The organism is Streptomyces atroolivaceus (assembly GCF_000717025.1).
Lineage (GTDB): Bacteria > Actinomycetota > Actinomycetes > Streptomycetales > Streptomycetaceae > Streptomyces > Streptomyces atroolivaceus.
On sequence record NZ_JNXG01000001.1, the window covers coordinates 653,213 to 672,987 of the forward strand.

Here is a 19,775-nt window from a genome sequence, read left to right on the forward strand (position 1 = left end):
TTCGGGCAACTGATCACCCGTCCCCCGTGCAAGGCGGCCCCATGTCCCGGGATATACCCGCACCCGCCCGACGCCGGGTGCCGGAAGCGTAGGCGGGCCCCGCGCCGCCGCGCCCCTTTCCGCAGGTCCCGCTTTCCCCGCATCACTCGCACGGAGCGCCGCATGCCCACGCCCACCCGCCCTTCGCCCTCCGCGAAGTCCTCCACGAAGAAGTCCTCCGCGAAGAAGCCGGTGCTCTTCGGCCTCGTCGTGGTTCTCGCCGCCGGGCTGCTCGGATTCGTCTCCTACCGGGCCACCGCCCCGGACGGGCCCGGCCCCGGCACCCCGGCCGCCGTCACGTCCACCGGACCGGACTCCGACGTCCACCGGGAACTGGCCGGGCTCGCCCGGCGCGACGCCGACGACAAGCTGGCCCTGGGCCGCACCGCCGCACCGGTCGTCCTCATCGAGTACGCCGACTTCCAGTGCGGCTACTGCGGGAAGTTCGCCCGGGACACCGAACCCGAACTGATCAAGAGGTACGTCGACGACGGCACCCTGCGCATCGAGTGGCGCAACTTCCCGATCTTCGGCGAGGCGTCGGAGGCGGCCGCGCGAGCCTCCTGGGCAGCCGGCCGGCAGGACCGCTTCTGGGCCTTCCACCGGGCCGCCTACGCCGAGGACGCCAAGGAGAAGGGCTTCGGACGGGATCGCCTCAGGGCCCTCGCCCAGCAGGCGGGCGTGAAGGACCTCGACCGCTTCACGCGTGACACGGACAGCGCGGCGGCCGTCGAGGCGGTCCGCGTCGACCGGGAACAGGCCTACGGGATCGGTGCCACGTCCACCCCGTCCTTCCTCATCAACGGCCGCCCCGTGGCCGGAGCCCAGCCCATGGCCGTCTTCACCCAGGCCATCGAGGCGGCAGCAGCGGAGGAAGCGAACGTCGGGAACGCCGGAGAGCCCGCGAAGTGACCCCGGACATCGGCTACTTCGCCGCCCTGCTCGGCGGTCTGCTGGCCCTCGTCAGCCCGTGCAGCGCCCTGCTGCTCCCGGCCTTCTTCGCGTACTCCGTCGACTCCGCCTCACGGCTCCTGGCGCGTACGGGCATCTTCTACGCCGGTCTCGCCACCACCCTCGTCCCGCTCGGTGCCGCGGGCTCGTACGCCGGACGGCTCTTCTACGGGCACCGCGACGCTCTCGTCCTCGGCGCGGGCTGGCTGATCATCACGCTGGGGCTCGCCCAGATCCTCGGGCTGGGCTTCGCCTCCCGGCGGATCGCCGCCCTCAGCGGCCGTATCCGGCCCACGACCGTCTTCTCCGTCTACGCCCTGGGCGCGGTCTACGGCCTCGCGGGCTTCTGCGCGGGCCCGATCCTCGGCAGTGTCCTCACGGTGGCGGCCGTCAGCGGCAGCCCCGCCTACGGAGGACTGCTGCTCGCCGTCTACGCGCTGGGCATGGCCCTCCCGCTGTTCGTGCTCGCCCTCCTCTGGGAGCGCTTCGACCTGGGGCGCCGGGCCTGGCTGCGCGGCCGGCCGCTGCGCGCCGGCCGCTTCGAACTCCACAGCACCTCGCTGCTCTCCGGCCTCTTCTTCATCGGGCTCGGGGTGCTCTTCCTCGTCTACGACGGAACGACCGCGCTGCCCGGACTCCTGGACGTGGACGACTCGTTCGCCGTCGAGCAGTGGGCCCGGCGCCTCGGCGAGCGGGTCCCCGATGTTGCCGCGCTGACCGCCCTGGCCGGCGTGGTGCTGCTCGGGCTGACCGTTCAGGCGGTGCGGCGGCGCCGTGACGGCTGAGGGGAGGCCGGGCACGACGAAGGCCCCGTCCATCGGACGGGGCCTTCATGAGGTGGCTGGGGCCGGGATCGAACCGGCGACCTATCGCTTTTCAGGCGATCGCTCGTACCAACTGAGCTACCCAGCCACGCAGCTCATACGGGCTGCAGCGGTCCTGACGGGATTTGAACCCGCGGCCTCCACCTTGACAGGGTGGCGAGCACTCCAAACTGCTCCACAGGACCAAGCTAATGTGCGAGACAAGTCTCGCACACGGTTAAGCGTGCCCCCAACGGGATTCGAACCCGTGCTACCGCCTTGAAAGGGCGGCGTCCTGGGCCACTAGACGATGAGGGCTAAGGGCCCACCTGCGCGCTTTCCAGCGCGTCGGGGACGTGAGAAGCATATGTGATGGCAGGAGGTATCGCCAAAACGGTTTAGGGGGAGGTCGTGGACGGGGGTGCGGAGGGGGACGGACTCTTGAGGTTCTCCTCCGGAAGGTGGCGGCTGACCTCGGCCGTCGTCAGGCCGAGACCTCCGAGGGTGACCTCGTCCCAGGCCTGCAGATGCCGGGTGGGGCGGTCCAGGTAGAGCACGGAGGCGCGCACCTTCTCGGGCTTCTCGTTCTGCACGGCGCGCAGGCCGCCGCCGCCCGTGGAGCCCTCGACCTTGAGCCGCGTACCCATCGGCAGCAGTTCGTTCACCCGGTGGTGCACATGGCCGGCCAGGACGAGCGGAACCGTCCCGTCCGTCTCCCGTGCCGCGTTCGGGTCGTGGGCCACCGCGATGTCCACCGGGGTCCCCGCCCGCTTCTGGTCACGCAGCTCCGAGGCGAGGCGCCTGCCCGCCTGCTGCTCGGACGCCTTGCCGCCGGTGGGGCGCGAGCGGTCCGGGGTGAACTGCGGGTCCCCGATGCCGGCGATCCGCAGCCCGGCCACGTCCACGGCGCTGCCCTCGTCCAGGACGTGCGCGTTCCTGGTCTTCCTCAGATAGGCCTGGGTGTCCTTGGAGTCGTGGTTGCCCCTCACCCAGACGTAGGGCGCGCCGAGGTCGCGGACGGGGTCCAGGAAGCCGTTCTCCGCGGTGGTGCCGTGGTCCATCGTGTCGCCGGAGTCGATGATCACGTCGATGTCGTACTGCTCGACGAGCGAGCCGATGATGTGCCAGGCGGCGGGGTTGAGGTGGATGTCGGAGACGTGCAGGACCCGGATGGTCGCAGGGTCCGGCTGGTACACGGGGAGCGTGGACGTGGCGTCGTACAGCTTGGTGACGTTGGTGACGAGCCGTGCCAGCTCCTGCTGGTAGACGTCGAACTCGGTGACGATCGAGCGCGCGTCGCCCACGACCGACGGGGCGCTGGAGAGCAGCCCGGAGAATTTCGGCTCCAGTACGGACTTCGGGTTCCAGGTGGCGTACGCGCTGACGCCCGAGGCGGCGAGCAGCGCCAGCGCGAGACCCCCGGCGGCCAGGGCGCGGCGCGGGCGCCGGTAGACGACCAGGCCGAGGGCGGTCGCTCCGGAGACCACGGCGACGCAGGAGCGGACGGCCAGCTCCCGGGTGCCGGAGGCGACGTCGTCGGTGACCTCGTCCTGGAGACCGGAGAGGCGCTCGGGGTGCTTGACCAGGGCCTGCGAGCGCTCCGGGTCCAGCTGGTCGACGTCCACGTCCAGGCGGACCGGGGCGTGGTGGGAGTCCAGCTCCAGTGCGCCGAGCGGCGACACGTTGATCTTGGTGCCGCCGCTCACCGAGGGCCGCAGGGTCATGGTGGTGTCCATGGGCCCCACGGGCGTACGCACACTGCCGACGACCAGCAGTCCCAGCCAGGCGCCCAGCACGACCACGGCCAGCAGGCCGGGCGCGAGCTTCCAGGGGTGCGCCGCGGGGACGAGTCCGCCGGCGGACACGGGGGCGGTGGCGCGCGGGCGGGAGCGGAGGCGGCGGACACGGGCGGCTGCGGCGTGGAACGGGCGTGCCATTGGGCGCGTATGCCCCGATCGGGCGGCGGACATGCGGGAGAGCGGGCGGCGGTGGGCCGGGTGGGTGGCCCCGGGGCTGGGTGCGGCCCGCCCGTTCCGCCCGGCGTACGTGACAATGGCGGTGTGCTGGAGATGACGCGCGAGGAGTTCGAAGAGCTGGTGAGCCTGGCTCTTGACCGGGTCCCGCCGGAGCTGATGCGGCTGATGGACAACGTCGCGGTGTTCGTAGAGGAGGAGCCGGAGGATCCGGAGGACCGGGAGCTGCTCGGACTCTACGAGGGCACACCGCTCACCGAGCGCGGCGAGTGGTACGCGGGGGTGCTGCCGGACCGGATCACCATCTACCGGGGGCCGACGCTGCGGATGTGCGAGACACGCGAGGACGTGGTCGCCGAGACCGAGATCACCGTGGTCCACGAGATCGCCCACCACTTCGGCATCGACGACGAGCGGCTGCACGAGCTGGGGTACGGGTGAGTTACCGGGAGCCGCCGCCGGGCCGGCCGTCCGTCGACCCGGACGTCGATCTCTCCGTACCGGCGCAGCGCGCCGAGACCGCGGGGGCCGGCCGGTGGCGGGTCCTCGCCGTGATCGCTGCGGGTGGCGCCCTGGGGGCCACGGCGCGGTACGCGGCCTCCCTGGCCTGGCCGGTCGGCGAAGGGGCGTTCCCCTGGACCGTCTTCGGGGTCAACGTGACGGGCTGCGCCCTGATCGGCGTGCTGATGGTGCTGCTCGCGGAGCGGGACGGGGCGGCGCATCCGCTGGTGCGGCCGTTCCTGGGGGTCGGGGTGCTCGGCGGGTTCACCACGTTCTCGACCTACGCCGCAGACGTGTCGAAGCTGCTGGTGCGTCAGGAGGTGGCGACGGCGATGGCGTACGCGACCGCGACGGCCGTCGCGGCGCTCGGCGCGGTGTGGGCGGGTGCCGTGTCCACCCGGGCGCTGCTGGACGGGCGGCGGCGGGCGTCGTGAGCTGGCTGCTGGTCGCGCTCGGGGGTGCCGTCGGCGCGCCGTTGCGCTATCTGACGGACCGTGCGGTGCAGGCCCGGCATGGCGCCGGGCTGCCGTACGTCTTCCCGTGGGGGACCTTCACGGTCAACGCGGCGGGCAGCCTGCTGCTCGGGGTGCTCACGGGTGCCACGGTGTCCACGCCCGTGTACGCGCTGCTGGGCACCGGTCTGTGCGGGGCGCTGACGACGTACTCGACGTTCTCGTACGAGACCCTGCGACTGGCCGAGGAGGGCCGTGGCTTCCTGGCCGGGGCCAATGTGCTGGCGTCCCTGCTGGTGGGGCTCGGCGCGGTCTTCCTGGGCGTGGAACTGGCGGGCGGTTCCGGGGGCCCCGGGGCGTGACCCGGCCGGCCGGCCGCAGGCGGGTCTGGGGTCCGGGCGTGTCCCCGGCGGGGGCAGGGGAGTTGAACACATCGCTCTCCCTTCCGCCGCTCTCTCCTCCCCGGAGGTGCACCCCGTGCGCCAGTTGTCCGCCCGCGTCCGCTGGGCAGCAGTCACCGCGCTGACGCTCGCCGCGTCCACCGGCTGTGTGAGCGTCGGTGACGACGCCGGGAAGCCGGCTCCCTCGCGTGCCGCCGAACAGAAGGGCGCGTCGGCCCGGCCCGCCGGCGGCACCGTGTCCGGCTCCGGCCGGTCCGGCTCCGGTGACGGCCGTGCCGAGGCGCAGTCCGACCGCGGTGTCTCCCGCACACCGGACGCCAAGGCCTCGGGCCGTGCCCCGGCGGCCGGCCCCGCGGAGGCCCGGCCGGTGCCCGGCGGTCCCGGAACCCCGGAGCCGACCCAGGGCGGGCCCCTGCCCACCCCGGAGCCCAGCGTGCCGGGCCCGGGCGAGCCGCCCCCTCCGCCGGTCACCCCTGAGGAGCCCCCGCCCTCGCCCGAGCCGGAACCCTCGCCGCCGCCGGAGCCGCCTTCGGCCTCGCCGGCCGCCCAGTTCCGCACGGACGCGATGGGGGCGCCGGGGCGGGTGGAGGTGTGGCCCACTCCGCGGGTATCACCGCAGGTCGCGCCGGTGTGAAGCGGGTCGGCGGCGACCCGGTTTGCGCGAATGGGGGGAGAGTGCGTATGGTAGTAGATCGTTTGATCCTATGCCCGGCGCCGACACAGAAGAGCGCCGTGTGGCGCGTACTCTCCCTTGCCGTGGCTGGACCGCATTGAGGCGGTCGAAATTGCGAAAACACGGAGTTACGGGCGCGTGCCGAGACTCCGGAAGGTTTCGCATTTCGCATGTCAATTTCCAGTTCTGACCACACCGTCATGCCCGAGAACGACGTCGAGAACATCGAGGTCGTGGAGGCCGCCGAGGCCGTAGTGGCCCAGGCCCCCCAGGCAGCCGACGAGACCCCGGCCGCGGAGACCCCCGCCGCCGAAGCTCCCGCAGCCGCTCCCGCCGCGGACGACTCCGAAGAGGTCACCTCCGAAGAGGCCGCCGAGGACGCCGAGCCGAGCATCACCTTCGCCTCGCTCGGACTGCCCGACGGCATCGTCCGCAAGCTCGCGCAGAACGGTGTGACCGCCCCCTTCCCGATCCAGGCCGCGACCATCCCGGACGCCCTGGCCGGCAAGGACATCCTGGGCCGTGGCCGTACCGGCTCCGGAAAGACGCTGTCCTTCGGTCTGCCGCTGCTGGCCACCCTGTCCGGCGGCACGACCGAGAAGAAGAAGCCGCGCGGCATCATCCTCACCCCCACGCGTGAGCTCGCGATGCAGGTCGCGGACGCCCTCCAGCCCTACGGCGACGTGCTCGGCCTGAAGATGAAGGTCGTCTGCGGCGGTACGTCGATGGGCAACCAGATCTACGCGCTGGAGCGCGGTGTCGACGTCCTCGTCGCCACGCCCGGCCGTCTGCGCGACATCATCAACCGCGGCGCCTGCTCGCTCGCGAACGTCCAGGTCGCCGTCCTCGACGAGGCCGACCAGATGTCCGACCTCGGCTTCCTGCCCGAGGTCACCGAGCTGCTCGACCAGATCCCCGGCGGCGGCCAGCGCATGCTCTTCTCCGCCACCATGGAGAACGAGATCGGCACGCTGGTCAAGCGCTACCTGACCAACCCGGTCACGCACGAGGTCGACAGCGCCCAGGGCAACGTCACGACCATGTCGCACCACGTCCTCGTCGTGAAGCCGAAGGACAAGGCGCCCGTCACGGCCGCGATCGCCGCCCGCAAGGGCCGCACGATCATTTTCGTCCGTACCCAGCTGGGTGCCGACCGCATCGCCGAGCAGCTCATCGAGTCCGGCGTGAAGGCCGACGCGCTGCACGGCGGCATGACGCAGGGTGCCCGCACCCGCGTCCTCGAGGACTTCAAGAAGGGCTACGTCAACGCCCTCGTGGCCACCGACGTAGCCGCCCGCGGCATCCACGTCGACGGCATCGACCTCGTCCTGAACGTGGACCCGGCCGGCGACCACAAGGACTACCTGCACCGCTCGGGCCGCACCGCCCGCGCCGGCAAGTCCGGTGTCGTCGTCTCGCTGGCGCTGCCGCACCAGCGTCGCCAGATCTTCCGCCTCATGGAGGACGCGGGCGTCGACGCCTCGCGCCACATCGTGCAGGGTGCCGGCGTCTTCGAGCCCGAGGTCGCCGAGATCACCGGTGCCCGCTCGCTGACCGAGGTCCAGGCCGACTCCGCGAACAACGCGGCCAAGCAGGCCGAGCGCGAGGCCGCCGACCTCACCAAGCAGCTGGAGCGCGTCCAGCGCCGTGCCGTGGAGCTGCGCGAGGAGGCCGACCGTCTGGTCGCCCGTGCCGCCCGCGAGCGGGGCGACGACCCGGAGGCGGCGGTGGCCGAGGTGGCCGCCGAGGCCGAGGCCGCACTCGTCGCAGCCGTGTCCGTCCCGGAGCAGCCGGCCGCGCGTGACGACCGCCGCGACGAGCGGGGCAACTACGGCCGGCGTGACGACCGTGGCGGCAACGACCGCGGCGGCTACCGAGGCGGCAACGACCGTGGCGACCGTGGTGGTTTCCGCGGTGGCAACGACCGTGTCGGCGAGCGCAGTGGCCGTCCCTCCGGCGGAGCCGGCTACCGGGGCAGCAACGACCGCCCGTCCTTCCGCGGCAGCAGCGACCGTCCGTCCGGTGGCTTCCGCTCCGGTGGCGGCACCGGTGGTGGCGACCGTCGTGACGACCGGGGTGGCCGTCCGTTCGAGCGTCGTGACAACGACCGCCCGTCGTTCAACCGCGACCGTCGTGACGACCGTCCGTCCGGTGGCTTCCGCTCCGGTGGCGGCACCGGTGGTGGCGACCGTCGTGACGACCGGGGTGGCCGTCCCTTCGAGCGTCGTGACAACGACCGCCCGTCGTTCAACCGCGACCGTCGTGACGAGCGCCCCTCCGGTGGCTTCCGCTCCGGTGGCAGCGACCGTCCGTTCAACCGTGACCGTCGTGACGACCGTCCCTCGGGCGGCTTCCGCTCCGGTGGCGGCGACCGCCCGACCGGCCGCCGTGACGACCACCGCGGTGGCACCGGCACGGGTACCGGCACCGGTACCTTCGGCCGCCGCGACGACAAGCCGCGCTGGAAGCGCAACGGCTGAGTCCGGCTGACTCACGGAGCGGTCCGCAGGGCCCGTACAGCACTTCGGTGCTGTGCGGGCCCTGCGGCGTTTCCGGCGTTCGTGCCAGGGCATCGCTGGGGGCATGACAAACGACGAAGCCGTGGCGGCAGAGCCACCACCCGATGCCCTCCAGGGCCCACCCGCACACCTCTCCGACGAGGAACGGCTGGCCGAACTCGGCTACACCCAGGTACTCGCCCGCCGGATGTCCGCCTTCTCCAACTACGCCGTCTCGTTCACGATCATCTCGGTGCTCTCCGGCTGCCTGACGCTGTATCTGTTCGGGATGAACACCGGCGGTCCCGCCGTCATCACCTGGGGGTGGGTGGGCGTCGGACTGATGACGCTGTTCGTCGGTCTGGCGATGGCCGAGATCTGTTCGGCGTACCCGACGTCAGCGGGCCTGTACTTCTGGGCGCACGCCCCGCCCCGCCGCGCTCGGCCGCGGCGTGGGCCTGGTTCGCCGGCTGGTTCAACGTGCTCGGCCAGGTCGCCGTCACCGCCGGTATCGACTTCGGGGCGGCGTCCTTCCTCGGGGCGTACCTGAACCTCCAGTTCGGCTTCGAGGTCACCCCCGGGCGCACGATCCTGCTCTTCGCCGCGATCCTGATCCTGCACGGCCTGCTGAACACCTTCGGCGTCGGCATCGTCGCCGTCCTCAACAACGTGAGCGTGTGGTGGCACGTGGTCGGGGTCGCCGTCATCGTCGGCGCGCTCACCTTCGTGCCGGACTCGCATCAGTCGGCGTCGTACGTCTTCACCGAGTTCGTCAACAACACCGGCTGGGGCAGCGGCTTCTACGTCGTGATGATCGGTCTGCTGATGGCGCAGTACACCTTCACCGGGTACGACGCCTCGGCCCACATGACGGAGGAGACCCACGACGCGGCCGTGGCGGGACCGCGCGGCATCGTGCAGTCCATCTGGACGTCCTGGATCGCCGGTTTCGTCCTCCTGCTGGGTTTCACCTTCGCCATCCAGTCGTACGAGGGTGCCCTGAACTCCCCGACCGGCGCCCCGCCCGCCCAGATCCTGCTGGACGCGCTCGGCGCCACCACGGGCAAGCTCCTGCTGCTCGTCGTGATCGGGGCCCAGCTGTTCTGCGGGATGGCGTCGGTGACCGCCAACAGCCGCATGATCTACGCCTTCTCGCGGGACGGGGCGCTGCCCTTCTCCCGCGTCTGGCACACGGTCAGTCCCCGCACCCGCACGCCTGTGGCGGCCGTCTGGCTGGCCGCGCTCGGCGCCCTGGCCCTCGGTCTCCCATACCTGATCAACGTCACCGCGTACGCCGCTGTGACCTCCATCGCGGTCATCGGCCTCTACATCGCCTACGTCATTCCCACGCTGCTCAGGCTGCTGAGGGGCGACGACTTCGTCCGGGGCCCCTGGCACCTGGGCCGGTGGTCGCGGCCCATCGGGATCGTCGCGGTGACCTGGGTAGGGGTGATCACGGTGCTCTTCATATTGCCCCAGGTGTCCCCGGTCACCTGGGAGAGCTTCAACTACGCGCCGCTGGCCGTCCTGGTGGTGCTCGGCTTCGCCGCCGTCTGGTGGCTGGTCTCCGCGCGGCACTGGTTCCTGAAGCCGGCCGCCCCGGTTCACAAGCGCACGACCACGGGCGGAACCACGGACTGACCCGCCCCGCTCCGGGCACGACAGGGCCCGGCACCCGATACCCGATCGGCTGCCGGGCCCGGGGGAGCTATGCTCGGGGGTGATCCATCACGGGCCGTTAGCTCAATTGGTCAGAGCAGCGGACTTTTAATCCGTTGGTTGTGGGTTCGAGTCCCACACGGCCTACCACTGGACCCCAGGTCAGAGTGTTTTCTGACCTGGGGCCTTTTGCTTGTTCGGGCTTATTTCGGGCGGATGTTCCACCCAAGCTCCATCGAAGTGCAAACGATCACACGAAGAAGCCCCGACCGCATGCGCGGCCGGGGCTCCTGCTGCTCAGTGCTTCGGTGTCTCAGGTTCCGCCGGGACGAGGAAACCCCTCAGGCCTCGGGGCTCCTGCGGGTCACGGGAGTCGGGCGCCTGCCCGGCTTCCCATGCTGCGACCACTTCGGCGTACCGTGGGTCGGTCCATTCCTGCGCCATAGGGGCACCTCCTCCTGCCAGGCTACCGAGCGCAGCTGTTGCCCGGCTTGGGCTTCGGCGTGATCACGATGGTGCAGTCCGGGGCGTGCTGGCACTTCGCGGCCACGGAGGCGAGGGTCTCGTCCGACGGCGGCCCCCAGAGCTCGTCGTCCAAGGGATAGCCGAGAGCTGCGATCGTCTCGCGAGTCCGGTCGATGATCGGCGGGTCGAAGTTCGTGGGGTCGTACCCCGGGAAGTGGTGCACGAAGGATCCGAGGCGCCCGCACAGCTCGGCGTACATGGCGGTGTGCAGGATCAGGGCATGCCACCCCTCGTCCACGATCCTGGACGGAGCCAGGCCGGTGGTGGGGTGCGTCGCGGAGGCAGCCACGAACTTCAAGCCCTCCTCGACGATCCGGCCGGCCATCTCCTCGCTCATGTGCGGATTGGCGTCCATGACGGTGGAGCGGCAACTGGTGAACTGGCTGTCGGGGATGAGCGCCCGCGCGATGACGGGCAGGTCTACGCTCACCGTAGATCTCCTTCTGCTGGTTGGGGGGTCGCCGACTCGGCCGCTGTCCCCCAGGGAGCGGGCGGTCGAGGCGGAAGTCGTTCAGCTGGACGCTCTCCGGCGTCGCAGGGCGGGCAGGCCCACACCTCGGTGTCGAGGACGTGAGCGCCGTCGCGGTCGTGGATCGTGCCGGCGGACACGGCGCCGGTCACGAGAGGCCTCTTGCACCAGACGCAGGCCCGGCCGGCGGACTGGTCCCACGTGAGCGTCTCCAGTACGGGGAGCCGCCGGGTGCAGTCGGTCATGACGGCTTCTTGCACAGATCGCACTCGCAGGCCGGGTACGCGTGTCTCTCCTCGGGCCTCTTGAGCGGGACGACCTCGGACTCCTCGTGGACCACTCGGATGCCGCCGTCGCGGTCCACCTCGTACACCTTCATCCGCATCGGCACGATGACGTCCCTTCCACTACTCTGTGTTGCCTGGTCATCACTGCACCTACGACGGTAGGGAGCAGGGGCCGCCGCTTGAACTGACCGCTGGTACGGGTGTCCGGCCGTGGTCGACAGGCAAGGGGGACGCCATGGACACCGGCTCACGCACCACCCTGACCAGCGGTCAGGGAACGCGGCCGCGCGGTCGTGGCGGCATAGTTGCCGGCTACGTCTTCCGCCTGATCCGCGAGCAGCTCGGCCACACCCAGGACACCCTCGCGGAATGGTTCCGGGTCTCCGCCGACACCGTTGCCGGGTGGGAGTCGGGGCGCCGCCCCCTGACCGCTGTCCCGGTCGGGCAGATGCTCATGTACCGCCACCAGCTGCTGCAGCTCGGCAGCGCGCCCGCGCTGCTCTTGGCCCTGCAACGAGCCATGGAAGCGGACGTACTCCTGGCCGGCGCCCTCGACGAGGACATCCCTGCCGACGACAGCCCTCTCGGCGCATGGGTCATGCAACGACACCTGGTCGAGGTCCTCTCCTGGCCACTCAACGGCGTCACCCCGACATCGCTGCGAGCACTGCCCGACCCGCCGCGGCCGCGCCGCGGACCCGTGGCGCGTGGACCGGAGCTCCCCGCCGACGACAGACGACGCTTCTTCTCCCGCATGCGCCAGACCGCCGAGCAGACGCGAGGTGAGGAGCGCTTCCTCCTACGCCGCCAAGCCCTCTACCTCGCCGGATACGATGACGCGCCTGACACCTCCGCATGGCTGGCCCAGCAGCAGCGAACTGAGCGCCCGGACGGCTGGCTGACAAGCTGGCTCAACTCCCGCTCCGTCGCGGCTGTCGCCGCCAGGCAGGGCGACCGAGACCGTATGGGGCACTTCATCCGGACGACGCTTGCCGACGACGACGCGGGTGAGGCCGCCAACCTCAACTACTGGGCCTACTGGATCGGTGAGGCACCGCACCTGCAGCTCTCCGACGACTTCATCGCCGACCCGAGCCCAGGACCGTGGCCTGGTGACAGGCTGTTGCGCCACCTCGTGCGAGGCATGACCCCGAAGCACGGCTTTTTCGACCTGAACGTCCACACCCTGTGGGCGCTCCTCGCCGCCCGGCCGAACCTGCTCCGCCCCGGAACGGTGATCGGTGACGAGCTACGCGCAGCCCTTCCCGTGATGTTGGATAACCGGGAGTTGTCGGCGCACGCGCGCCGGGAGCTGGAGGGCATCCGGTACGCGATCCGCCTTGCTGAGGCGTGAGAGGAGACGGGCGTGGCTGACGACCTGTCGGCAGTGAGCCGCTTCTTGTACGAGGCCGGCACGCTCAAGAACACGCGCAGGACGGGCTGGTGGATGGCCGGGGTGCATAACCCGGAGAGCGTTGCCGAGCACTCGTGGCGTACCTCGCTGATCGCCTCGATCATTGCCAAGCTGGAAGGCGCCGACCCCGCGCAGGCGGCGTTCCTCGCGGTGTGGCACGACACCCAGGAGACCCGCACCGGGGACGTGAACCACCTCGGGAAGAAGTACGCCCCTGCTGGTGACCCGCAGGAGGTCACTGCAGACCAGACGGAGGGCATGCCCGAGGTCCTGGCCTCCGCCATCCGGGACCTGGTCGCGGAGTACGAGGCCAAGGAGTCAGCCGAAGCGATCTGCGCGAGGGATGCCGACAAGTTGGAGTGCATGCTGCAGGGCATCGAGTACAAGGCACATGGCTACGAGAACGCGCAGCGCTGGATCGACAACAGCAAGGGTCGCCTCGTCACAGAGACCGGCAAGCGCCTCGCCGACGAGCTCCTCGAGCAGGGATCCCTCGACTGGCTGCGCACCGCTCTCGGTGAGAAGCCCTGACCCGGAACGCACGAAGCGCCCCTGTCCCGGCCGTAGGACCAGGACAGGGGCGTGATCGCTGCACGGGCGTGGCGGCGTCACGACGACCAACCGCACCGAGATCCACAACCACAGCAGCGGCTTCGGGCGGTCGACGACGAGCCTCTGAGCCCTTTGTGGACTTCAGGCACACCTGTACCAAATCGCCGATACGATCCCGATTTCACGCACGATCCTTGGGGGGACCATGAGCAACCAGTACCCGCAGCATCCGCCCTTTGTCGGCGGCCCCGGTTACCCGCCGCCCCGAAAGCCGATGAGCGTCGGGGCGATCATCGCCATTGTCACCGGCAGCGTCTTCGGTGGGGTCCTTGTCCTTCTCCTCATCCTGCTGGTTGTCGGTGACGACGCCATCCAGGCCGACAAGTCTCCGAACCTCGAAGTGACCGCGCCCGTGGTCACGAAATCCGCGACGGCCGCGCCCGCCAAGCCGACGGAGAAAACATCCGAGGAGCCGCAGCAGGCCGCCAAGAAGCCTCAGCCGAAGGAAGCCGAATACCCCTCGGGTGATTACGTCGTCAGCGAGGACATCCCCGTCGGGACCTATACCAGTAGCGGGGCAGAGGCGGGTATCTTCGAGTTCTGCTCCATCACCACGGAGCCCACCGGCGAGACGACCATGCCGAAGATCAAGTCTGCCGGGGTCGACGAGCGCATCATCATCACGCTCACCGAAGCGGACGGCGTCGTCAGCATCAGCGGCTGCGAACCGCTCAAGCCCCGCAAGTAGTCAGACAACTTTGCGGCGCTCGGCCACCAGGTCGGGGCCCGCAGTCGCGCGCCCTGTCCACCGGTCCGTGCCCGGCGGCAAAGATGCGCCATCACCTCCGCGATGGCGTGAACGTGTTCACTCGTGAGCGGATGAGTCGGCAGTGGGCGCGTGGTCGTCGGTCCCGGTCCTGGCCCGTCCTCGGCGTACTCGTCCGCGGGACGGTTGGATCCGAAGTCTCGCGGAGAGCGGGCTCAGCGGAACGCTGCCGCGTTCTCCTGGGCCCACTGGGCGAAGCCGCGTGCCGGACGGCCCGTCACCTTCTCGACCACGCCGTTCGGGGTGTTGTACTCGACCGGTGGGGCGGCGAACACCTCCAGCTGGAAGTCGATCATGTGTGCCGGCACGCCCTGCGCCCGCATCCTCGCCCGCGCCTGGTCCGGCGTCAGCTCCACGAACTCGACCTCCCGGCCGGCCGCCGAGCCCAGTACGGCGATCTTCTCCCGCAGCGAGATCCGCTCCGGGCCGGTCAGCAGGTATTCCGTGCCCGCGTGTCCGTCCTCGAGCAGCGCGGTGGCGGCTACCGCGCCGATGTCCCCCTCGTGCACCATCGCGGTGCGCGAGTCCCCGTACGGCCGCTCGACCCGTCCCTCGCGTACCTCGTCCGCCCACTCCAGGGCGTTGGCCATGATCTCGGTCGGCGCCACCGTGGTCCACGAGAGGCCCGACGCCCGCACGGCCGGCTCCAGCGTCGACTCCGACCAGCCGGCCAGCATGGTCACCCGGCGGACTCCCGCCTCCTCGATCTCCGCCACCAGCTCGGTGCCGTTCCCCAGCGGGGCGTAGTCGTCGCCACCGAAGTTGATCAGGTGCACGGCGGCCACGCCGTGCAGCGCCGGCGCCAGCGCCGACGCGTCGGTGAGGTCGCCGCCGACAACCTCGACCCCTGGGCCGAACGTCACGGCCCCGGGCCTCCGGGTGAGCGCCCGCACCGGCGCGCCGGCCTCCCGCAGTGCCGCCACCACCTGCCGCCCGACCGTGCCGGTCGCACCCGCCACCAGAAACGTCATGCCCGTCTCCCCACGTCGTCCGTCGCCGGTCTCCCGGCCGCACACGCACGATGACACCCGATGCGGACAGATACTGTCCGCATGGGCGTTCGTCCGGAGGGAAGGGCGCGCGACCGCGGCGCGGCTCAGGGGCGCGGCCAGGGGCGGCCGCCGATGCGTTCGATGTCGGAGTTGAAGCGTCGCAGGTAGGTCGCGAAGGCGGAGATGTCCTCGTCGGCCCAGTCGGCCATGACGCGCTCCAGGGCGCTGACCATGCCCTCCCGTTCGGCGTCGAGGGTCCTCGTGCCCTCCTCGGTGATGCGGAACTTGCGGGCCATGCCGCCGTCCGGATCGGGGATGCGCTCCACGAATCCGGCGCGCATCACGGCGGCGGTCTGCCGGTTGAGGGTGGAGACGTCGAGGTCGAAGGCTTCGCTGAGCTCGCCGACGGACATCGGGCCCTGGACCCGGATGCGGCTGAGCAGGACGTACGCGCTCCGTTCCAGGAGGCCGTCCTTACGGCGTCCCTTCCTCTGGTTCAGCAGGCCGTGACGGCTGAGCAGCATCTGCTCGTACTCGACCTCTTGCGTGGCCCTGCTCATGCGCGGGCACCTCCTGCTTCCTGCCGGGCGAGGCCGGTGTGTCGTCGTGCCGTCGTGCGTGCTGACTTCATCGTATGTTCACGGTGACGTGCATAGGCCACATGATGTGCATAATGCAATAGAAGTGTACGATGCCAAGTCTTCCACCGACAGATAGCCGAGGACCCGCGATATGGACGCCCCCCAGCCCACTGCCCGCGCAGGCGGCGTGATCACGACGCTGGCGCTCGCCGGCACCGTCGCGGCGGTGATGCAGACACTGGTGACCCCGCTCATCGCCGAGCTGCCGCGGATTCTGGACACCTCTTCCTCGAACGCGGCCTGGGTGGTCACCGTCACCCTGCTGGTCGCCGGTGTGTGCGTCCCGGTCACCGGCCGGCTCGGCGACCTCCTCGGCAAGCGCCGGATGCTGCTGGCCTGCGCGGTCCCGCTGGTCGCCGGTTCGGTGGTGTGCGCCCTGTCCTCCTCCGTGGTTCCGATGATCGTCGGACGCGGCCTCCAGGGCATGGGGATGGGCATGGTGCCGCTGGGCATCGCGCTGCTCCGCGACGTGGTGCCCGCCGAGAAGCTCAGTGGCTCCATCGCCCTCGTGAGCGCCTCCATGGGAATCGGTGGCGCCCTCGGTCTGCCGATCTCCGCGGCAGTCGCCGAATACACCAGCTGGCGCGTGCTGTTCTGGGGCTCCGCGGTGCTCGCGGTGATGATCGCCGTACTCATCTGGCTCTTCGTCCCGGACGTCCCGGCCGGCGCCAAGGGGCAGCGCTTCGACGCGCCCGGGGCGATCGGGCTCGCCATCGGCCTGGTCTCCCTCCTGCTGGCGATCTCCAAGGGCGCGGACTGGGGCTGGGGTTCGGGCACCACGCTCGGCCTGTTCGCCGTGGCGGTCGTGGCCCTCGGAGCCTGGGGGTACTACGAGCTGCGCACCCGTGACCCGCTGGTCGACCTCCGCACCACCGCCCGCCCGCGCGTGCTGCTGACCAACCTCTCGTCGATCCTGGTCGGCGTCGGCATGTACTCCTTCATGCTGATCGCTCCTCAGCTGCTGCAGTTCCCGGAGGCCACGGGCTACGGCCTGGGGCAGTCGATGCTGGCCGCGGGCCTCTGGATGGCCCCCGGTGGAGTGATGATGATGCTCGTCTCCCCGCTCGGCGGGAAGCTGATCAACGCGCGGGGGCCGAAGATCGCTCTCGTCCTCGGGGCGCTCGTGATCTCCCTGGGCTACGGGATCTCCCTGTTCCTCATGGGCTCCGCCTGGGGCCTGATGATCGTCGGAATCGTCATCAACAGCGGCGTCGGCCTCGCCTACGGTGCGATGCCCGCCCTGATCATGAGTTCGGTCCCGCTCTCCGAGACCGCCGCTGCCAACGGCTTCAACACCCTGATGCGCTCGCTGGGCACCACCATCGGATCGGCGGTCATCGGTGTGGTGCTGGCGCAGATGACCATCGACCTCGGCGGTTTCTCGCTCGCCTCCGAGGACGGGTTCCGGGTCGGCCTGATGATCGGCTGTGGAGTGGCGCTCGTCGCCGCAGCGGTCGCCGCGTTCATCCCGGGCCTCGTCCGGCCCGCCGCCGAGGGCGGCAGTACGGGCCCCGCCGCGGCGGACAAGGTCTCGGTCGAAGCCTGACCCCACACGCGGAAGCGCCCCGTCCGGTTCGACCGGCCGGGGCGCTTCCGCGTTCCGGGGCGCAGGAACTTTTTCCTGCACGGGCATTGACCGTGGGAGTGGGCCGACTTACGTTCGTCGCGTTGCCCTTCGTATGTCATATATGAGACGCGATATGAGAGCCGAGCGCCGTATGCAGTCAGCCCCGAGCCCCCTCCCCAGCCGCCCTCGGCGCCGCGGGAGACGCTGACGGTTCCCTCCGGCTCCTCAGGACTGCCGGGCTGCAGCTCTTCCTCGGAACACCTCCACCCCCGCACGCCTCCACGCTGTGGCGCCCTGCTGTCCAGCGCCCCGCCGGTGAGCACTCAGAGAAGAGAGCCGACCATGATCAACCCACGCAACAGCCGCCTCGCCGCCGCGATATCCCTGGTTTCCGCCCTGGCCCTCACCGCCACCGCCTGCGGTGACGACGGCAGCGGCAGCACCGGTGCGAAGGGCGCCGAAGGTCCGGGCACCGGGAAGATCGTGTTCTGGGACGAGAACGGCGGCGTCCGGACGGCGATCTGGAAGGAGATCATCGCCGACTTCGAGAAGGCGAACCCCGACATCGACGTGCAGTACGTGGGCATCGCCTCCACCGAGGCGCAGTCCAAGTACGACACCGCCATCCAGGGGGGCGGCCTGCCGGACGTCGGCGGTGTGGGCGCCGCGATGGTCGCGGGTATCACCGCTCAGGACGCGTTGGAGCCGCTGGACGACCGTATCGAGGGGAGCTCCCTCAAGGGCAAGCTCAACGAGGCGATGATCGAGAACGTGCGGAGCGCGGCCGGCCGGGACGAGACGTACACCGTGCCGATCTCCGCCACCAACGGCGTCCTCTACTACCGCACGGACCTGTTCAAGAAGGCCGGGCTGGGCGAGCCGGACACCTGGGACGAGTTCTACGAGGCCGCGGCGAAGCTGACGGACAAGCGGAAGAACCAGTTCGGCTACACCATCCGAGGTGGCCCGGGCTCGATCGCCCAGGCGCTGGACTCGATGTACGGGCAGTCGGGCATCGAATCCTTCTGGGACGAGTCCGGGACGAAGACCACCGTCAACGATCCGAAGAACGTCGCGGCCCTGGAGAAGTACGTCGGTCTGTACAAGAAGGCCACCCCCGAGGCCGACCTCAACAACGACTTCACGAAGATGGTCGCCCAGTTCGACTCCGGCGGCATCGCCATGCTCAACCACAACCTGGGCTCGTACCAGGACCATGTGGGCTCGCTCGGCGTCGACAAGTTCCGCGGTATTCCGCAGCCCGAACTGGCGGACGGCACCCGGGTGATGGTCTCCAACCCGGTCTCCGGCCTCGGTCTGGTCAAGTCGTCCGAGAACAAGGCGGCGGGGTGGAAGTTCATCGAGTTCGCCGCCTCCCACGCCTCGAACTCCAAGTTCAGCGAGTCCGCGGGCCTGATCCCGGCCAACAAGGAAGCCGCCGAGGACCCGTGGCTCGACAAGGCCGAGACGACCAAGCTCGGTGCCGAGGCGCTGTTCTCCGGCGACACCAAGATCGTGCAGCTCCCCTACTACCTCCCGGACTGGAACACCCTGTCCAAGGCCGACAGCGAATCGGGCTTCCAGAAGGTGCTGCTCGGCAAGATGAGTGCCAAGGACTTCCTGGACACGCTCGCCGCGAGCCTCGACGAGGCTCAGGCGGAGTGGAAGGAACAGCAGGGCTGACGGGGCGGGGAGGCCTCTCCCCGCCGCCGTGCACGCCCGCCGGAGCCGGCTGTGCCCTTCCGGCCCGGCCGCGCCGGGCTCCGGGAGCCCGGCCCGGGGGGCGTGGCGGCCGCCCGGCCCATGGTCCGGGCAGGAGCCCCTCCCCGGACCGGGCCGACGCGCCCGCTCCGGCCTGGCCGGCCCCCTCGCGGAACGCACGCACACGCGTGCCGGGGCCACGGTGGGTCAGTCCAGGCCCTCCTCCCGGAGGTCGTACATCAGGAGGAACGTCCGGTAGGTCTCCGCGGACACGTCCTGGCAGATGTCCGGCCGGACGGTCCACGTCGACGTGTTGTCGAGGGCCCGCCGACAGGCCGACTCGGTCTCGGCCTCGGACGGGATGTTCGAGATGAACGCGGCGATCAGCAGGACCACTGCGAAGACGACCACGCCGATACGGATGCGCATGGTCACCCAACGACCGTGCGGCCGGGCCGGTCACCCGGGGCCGGTCACCCGGGGCCCCTCGTCATTCGGGTTCGTCGGTGACCGGCGGCAGGTCGGGCTCGATGAACAGGCCGGCGTACTGCGGTGTCGGCAGCGGGGCCGGGTTGCCCGTCTCGGCGTTCGTGGCCGCGGACGCGCCGTCGGGGCGCCGCTGGGTCGTGCGGGCAGGCATGTCGGTCATCAGGTGTCCTGTACGTAGGTGTGCGGTGGGAGCCCCATGACCGAGCCGCTGCGGTTGATGCCGGACTGGTCCCGACCGGTACGGCGACGAGGTGCCGCTACCGGTGCCGCGCCGCTCCGGGGGCGGCCGGATCATCATGCGGTGCATGCAGACTGTAACCCTCCCAGCACGGCTTTCCCTCGGTATTGCGCCCCTGGCGTGA

The 19,775-nt window shown here is 70.5% G+C and carries 19 protein-coding genes, 4 tRNA genes and 1 pseudogene; 14 read left to right on the forward strand and 10 right to left on the reverse strand.

Annotated features, from left to right (window positions below; genetic code table 11):
* Positions 1-162: 162 nt before the first annotated feature.
* Positions 163-951 carry a DsbA family protein gene (locus tag OO67_RS02900; protein ID WP_033296945.1) on the forward strand — a complete coding sequence of 263 codons (789 nt, stop codon included), beginning with the start codon at positions 163-165 and terminating at the stop codon, positions 949-951.
* The gene (locus OO67_RS02905) at positions 948-1,775 is read left to right on the forward strand and encodes a cytochrome c biogenesis CcdA family protein (protein ID WP_033296946.1); all 828 of its coding nucleotides are present in this window, start codon (positions 948-950) and stop codon (positions 1,773-1,775) included. The genes OO67_RS02900 and OO67_RS02905 overlap by 4 nt, the downstream gene beginning before the upstream one ends.
* Before the next feature lie 53 nt (positions 1,776-1,828).
* On the opposite strand, the gene OO67_RS02910 is transcribed toward OO67_RS02905, so the two are convergent.
* The 4 genes from OO67_RS02910 to OO67_RS02925 all read right to left on the reverse strand — a co-directional run bounded on the left by OO67_RS02910 (position 1,829) and on the right by OO67_RS02925 (position 3,730).
* Positions 1,829-1,902: transfer RNA gene (locus tag OO67_RS02910), tRNA-Phe, on the reverse strand.
* Between the two features lie 22 nt (positions 1,903-1,924).
* A tRNA-Asp gene (locus tag OO67_RS02915) sits at positions 1,925-1,999 on the reverse strand.
* Positions 2,000-2,038: 39 nt separating this feature from the next.
* Positions 2,039-2,111: transfer RNA gene (locus OO67_RS02920), tRNA-Glu, on the reverse strand.
* An 80-nt stretch (positions 2,112-2,191) separates the two neighbouring features.
* Positions 2,192-3,730 carry a metallophosphoesterase family protein gene (locus tag OO67_RS02925; RefSeq protein ID WP_033296947.1) on the reverse strand — a complete coding sequence of 513 codons (1,539 nt, stop codon included), beginning with the start codon at positions 3,728-3,730 and terminating at the stop codon, positions 2,192-2,194.
* Between the two features lie 123 nt (positions 3,731-3,853).
* Between OO67_RS02925 and OO67_RS02930 the strand changes: the two genes are divergently transcribed.
* The 7 genes and pseudogenes from OO67_RS02930 (at position 3,854) to OO67_RS02960 (ending at position 10,100) form a co-directional block, all read left to right on the forward strand.
* Positions 3,854-4,207, forward strand: a complete 354-nt coding sequence (locus OO67_RS02930; RefSeq protein ID WP_015578045.1) for a metallopeptidase family protein — start codon at positions 3,854-3,856, stop codon at positions 4,205-4,207.
* Entirely contained in the window at positions 4,204-4,701 is a 498-nt protein-coding gene (locus tag OO67_RS02935; protein ID WP_033296948.1) for a FluC/FEX family fluoride channel, read from the forward strand. The genes OO67_RS02930 and OO67_RS02935 overlap by 4 nt, the downstream gene beginning before the upstream one ends.
* Positions 4,698-5,081 carry a fluoride efflux transporter FluC gene (locus OO67_RS02940; RefSeq protein WP_033296949.1) on the forward strand — a complete coding sequence of 128 codons (384 nt, stop codon included), beginning with the start codon at positions 4,698-4,700 and terminating at the stop codon, positions 5,079-5,081. Before OO67_RS02935 ends, OO67_RS02940 begins: the two co-directional genes overlap by 4 nt.
* 115 nt (positions 5,082-5,196) lie before the next feature.
* Entirely contained in the window at positions 5,197-5,754 is a 558-nt protein-coding gene (locus tag OO67_RS02945; RefSeq protein ID WP_033296950.1) for a hypothetical protein, read from the forward strand.
* A 209-nt stretch (positions 5,755-5,963) separates the two neighbouring features.
* Complete coding sequence (locus tag OO67_RS02950) at positions 5,964-8,273, forward strand: DEAD/DEAH box helicase (protein ID WP_244300010.1); 2,310 nt, start codon at positions 5,964-5,966, stop codon at positions 8,271-8,273.
* Positions 8,274-8,376: 103 nt separating this feature from the next.
* Positions 8,377-9,932: pseudogene (locus OO67_RS02955) on the forward strand (amino acid permease).
* A gap of 91 nt (positions 9,933-10,023) precedes the next feature.
* Positions 10,024-10,100, forward strand: a tRNA-Lys gene (locus tag OO67_RS02960).
* Positions 10,101-10,416: 316 nt separating this feature from the next.
* Here OO67_RS02960 and OO67_RS02965 read toward each other — a convergent pair.
* Both OO67_RS02965 and OO67_RS38885 read right to left on the reverse strand, forming a co-directional pair.
* Positions 10,417-10,905: a glycine-rich domain-containing protein gene (locus OO67_RS02965; RefSeq protein WP_033296952.1), complete on the reverse strand. Its 489-nt coding sequence runs from the start codon at positions 10,903-10,905 to the stop codon at positions 10,417-10,419.
* Positions 10,906-11,185: 280 nt separating this feature from the next.
* A complete protein-coding gene (locus OO67_RS38885) occupies positions 11,186-11,335 on the reverse strand; it encodes a hypothetical protein (protein WP_167748627.1) in 150 nt (49 codons plus the stop codon).
* A 131-nt stretch (positions 11,336-11,466) separates the two neighbouring features.
* Between OO67_RS38885 and OO67_RS02970 the strand changes: the two genes are divergently transcribed.
* From OO67_RS02970 to OO67_RS02980, 3 genes are all read left to right on the forward strand, one after another.
* A complete protein-coding gene (locus OO67_RS02970) occupies positions 11,467-12,585 on the forward strand; it encodes a helix-turn-helix domain-containing protein (RefSeq protein ID WP_033296953.1) in 1,119 nt (372 codons plus the stop codon).
* 12 nt (positions 12,586-12,597) lie between these two features.
* Positions 12,598-13,176: an HD domain-containing protein gene (locus OO67_RS02975; protein ID WP_033296954.1), complete on the forward strand. Its 579-nt coding sequence runs from the start codon at positions 12,598-12,600 to the stop codon at positions 13,174-13,176.
* A 226-nt stretch (positions 13,177-13,402) separates the two neighbouring features.
* On the forward strand, positions 13,403-13,945 hold the full coding sequence (locus tag OO67_RS02980; RefSeq protein ID WP_157841649.1) for an Rv1352/Rv1906c domain-containing protein: 543 nt from the start codon (positions 13,403-13,405) through the stop codon (positions 13,943-13,945).
* Between the two features lie 233 nt (positions 13,946-14,178).
* Here the strand turns inward: OO67_RS02980 and OO67_RS02985 are convergent, their stop codons facing one another.
* Positions 14,179-14,994, reverse strand: a complete 816-nt coding sequence (locus OO67_RS02985; RefSeq protein ID WP_033296956.1) for an SDR family oxidoreductase — start codon at positions 14,992-14,994, stop codon at positions 14,179-14,181.
* A 125-nt stretch (positions 14,995-15,119) separates the two neighbouring features.
* On the reverse strand, positions 15,120-15,575 hold the full coding sequence (locus OO67_RS02990) for a MarR family winged helix-turn-helix transcriptional regulator (protein ID WP_033296957.1): 456 nt from the start codon (positions 15,573-15,575) through the stop codon (positions 15,120-15,122).
* Positions 15,576-15,747: 172 nt separating this feature from the next.
* On the opposite strand from OO67_RS02990, the gene OO67_RS02995 reads away from it, so the two are divergent.
* Positions 15,748-17,202: an MFS transporter gene (locus OO67_RS02995; RefSeq protein WP_033296958.1), complete on the forward strand. Its 1,455-nt coding sequence runs from the start codon at positions 15,748-15,750 to the stop codon at positions 17,200-17,202.
* A 363-nt stretch (positions 17,203-17,565) separates the two neighbouring features.
* Positions 17,566-18,906, forward strand: a complete 1,341-nt coding sequence (locus OO67_RS03000) for an ABC transporter substrate-binding protein (protein ID WP_033296959.1) — start codon at positions 17,566-17,568, stop codon at positions 18,904-18,906.
* A 225-nt stretch (positions 18,907-19,131) separates the two neighbouring features.
* On the opposite strand, the gene OO67_RS03005 is transcribed toward OO67_RS03000, so the two are convergent.
* The gene (locus OO67_RS03005) at positions 19,132-19,353 is read right to left on the reverse strand and encodes a hypothetical protein (protein WP_033296960.1); all 222 of its coding nucleotides are present in this window, start codon (positions 19,351-19,353) and stop codon (positions 19,132-19,134) included.
* Positions 19,354-19,414: 61 nt separating this feature from the next.
* Positions 19,415-19,573 (reverse strand): hypothetical protein, encoded by a 159-nt coding sequence (locus OO67_RS38890; RefSeq protein WP_167748628.1) that lies wholly within the window; start codon positions 19,571-19,573, stop codon positions 19,415-19,417.
* Positions 19,574-19,775: the final 202 nt, after the last annotated feature.

Bases quoted from the DNA above. Each gene is read 5' to 3' on its own strand.
- OO67_RS02900 (WP_033296945.1), top strand. From the start codon at position 163: ATGCCCACGCCCACCCGCCCTTCGCCCTCCGCGAAGTCCTCCACGAAG.
- OO67_RS02980 (WP_157841649.1), top strand. From the start codon at position 13,403: ATGAGCAACCAGTACCCGCAGCATCCGCCCTTTGTCGGCGGCCCCGGT.
- OO67_RS02925 (WP_033296947.1), bottom strand. From the start codon at position 3,730: ATGGCACGCCCGTTCCACGCCGCAGCCGCCCGTGTCCGCCGCCTCCGC.
- OO67_RS02950 (WP_244300010.1), top strand. From the start codon at position 5,964: ATGTCAATTTCCAGTTCTGACCACACCGTCATGCCCGAGAACGACGTC.
- OO67_RS38890 (WP_167748628.1), bottom strand. From the start codon at position 19,573: ATGACCGACATGCCTGCCCGCACGACCCAGCGGCGCCCCGACGGCGCG.
- OO67_RS02970 (WP_033296953.1), top strand. From the start codon at position 11,467: ATGGACACCGGCTCACGCACCACCCTGACCAGCGGTCAGGGAACGCGG.
- OO67_RS02990 (WP_033296957.1), bottom strand. From the start codon at position 15,575: ATGAGCAGGGCCACGCAAGAGGTCGAGTACGAGCAGATGCTGCTCAGC.
- OO67_RS03000 (WP_033296959.1), top strand. From the start codon at position 17,566: ATGATCAACCCACGCAACAGCCGCCTCGCCGCCGCGATATCCCTGGTT.
- OO67_RS02985 (WP_033296956.1), bottom strand. From the start codon at position 14,994: ATGACGTTTCTGGTGGCGGGTGCGACCGGCACGGTCGGGCGGCAGGTG.
- OO67_RS02995 (WP_033296958.1), top strand. From the start codon at position 15,748: ATGGACGCCCCCCAGCCCACTGCCCGCGCAGGCGGCGTGATCACGACG.
- OO67_RS03005 (WP_033296960.1), bottom strand. From the start codon at position 19,353: ATGCGCATCCGTATCGGCGTGGTCGTCTTCGCAGTGGTCCTGCTGATC.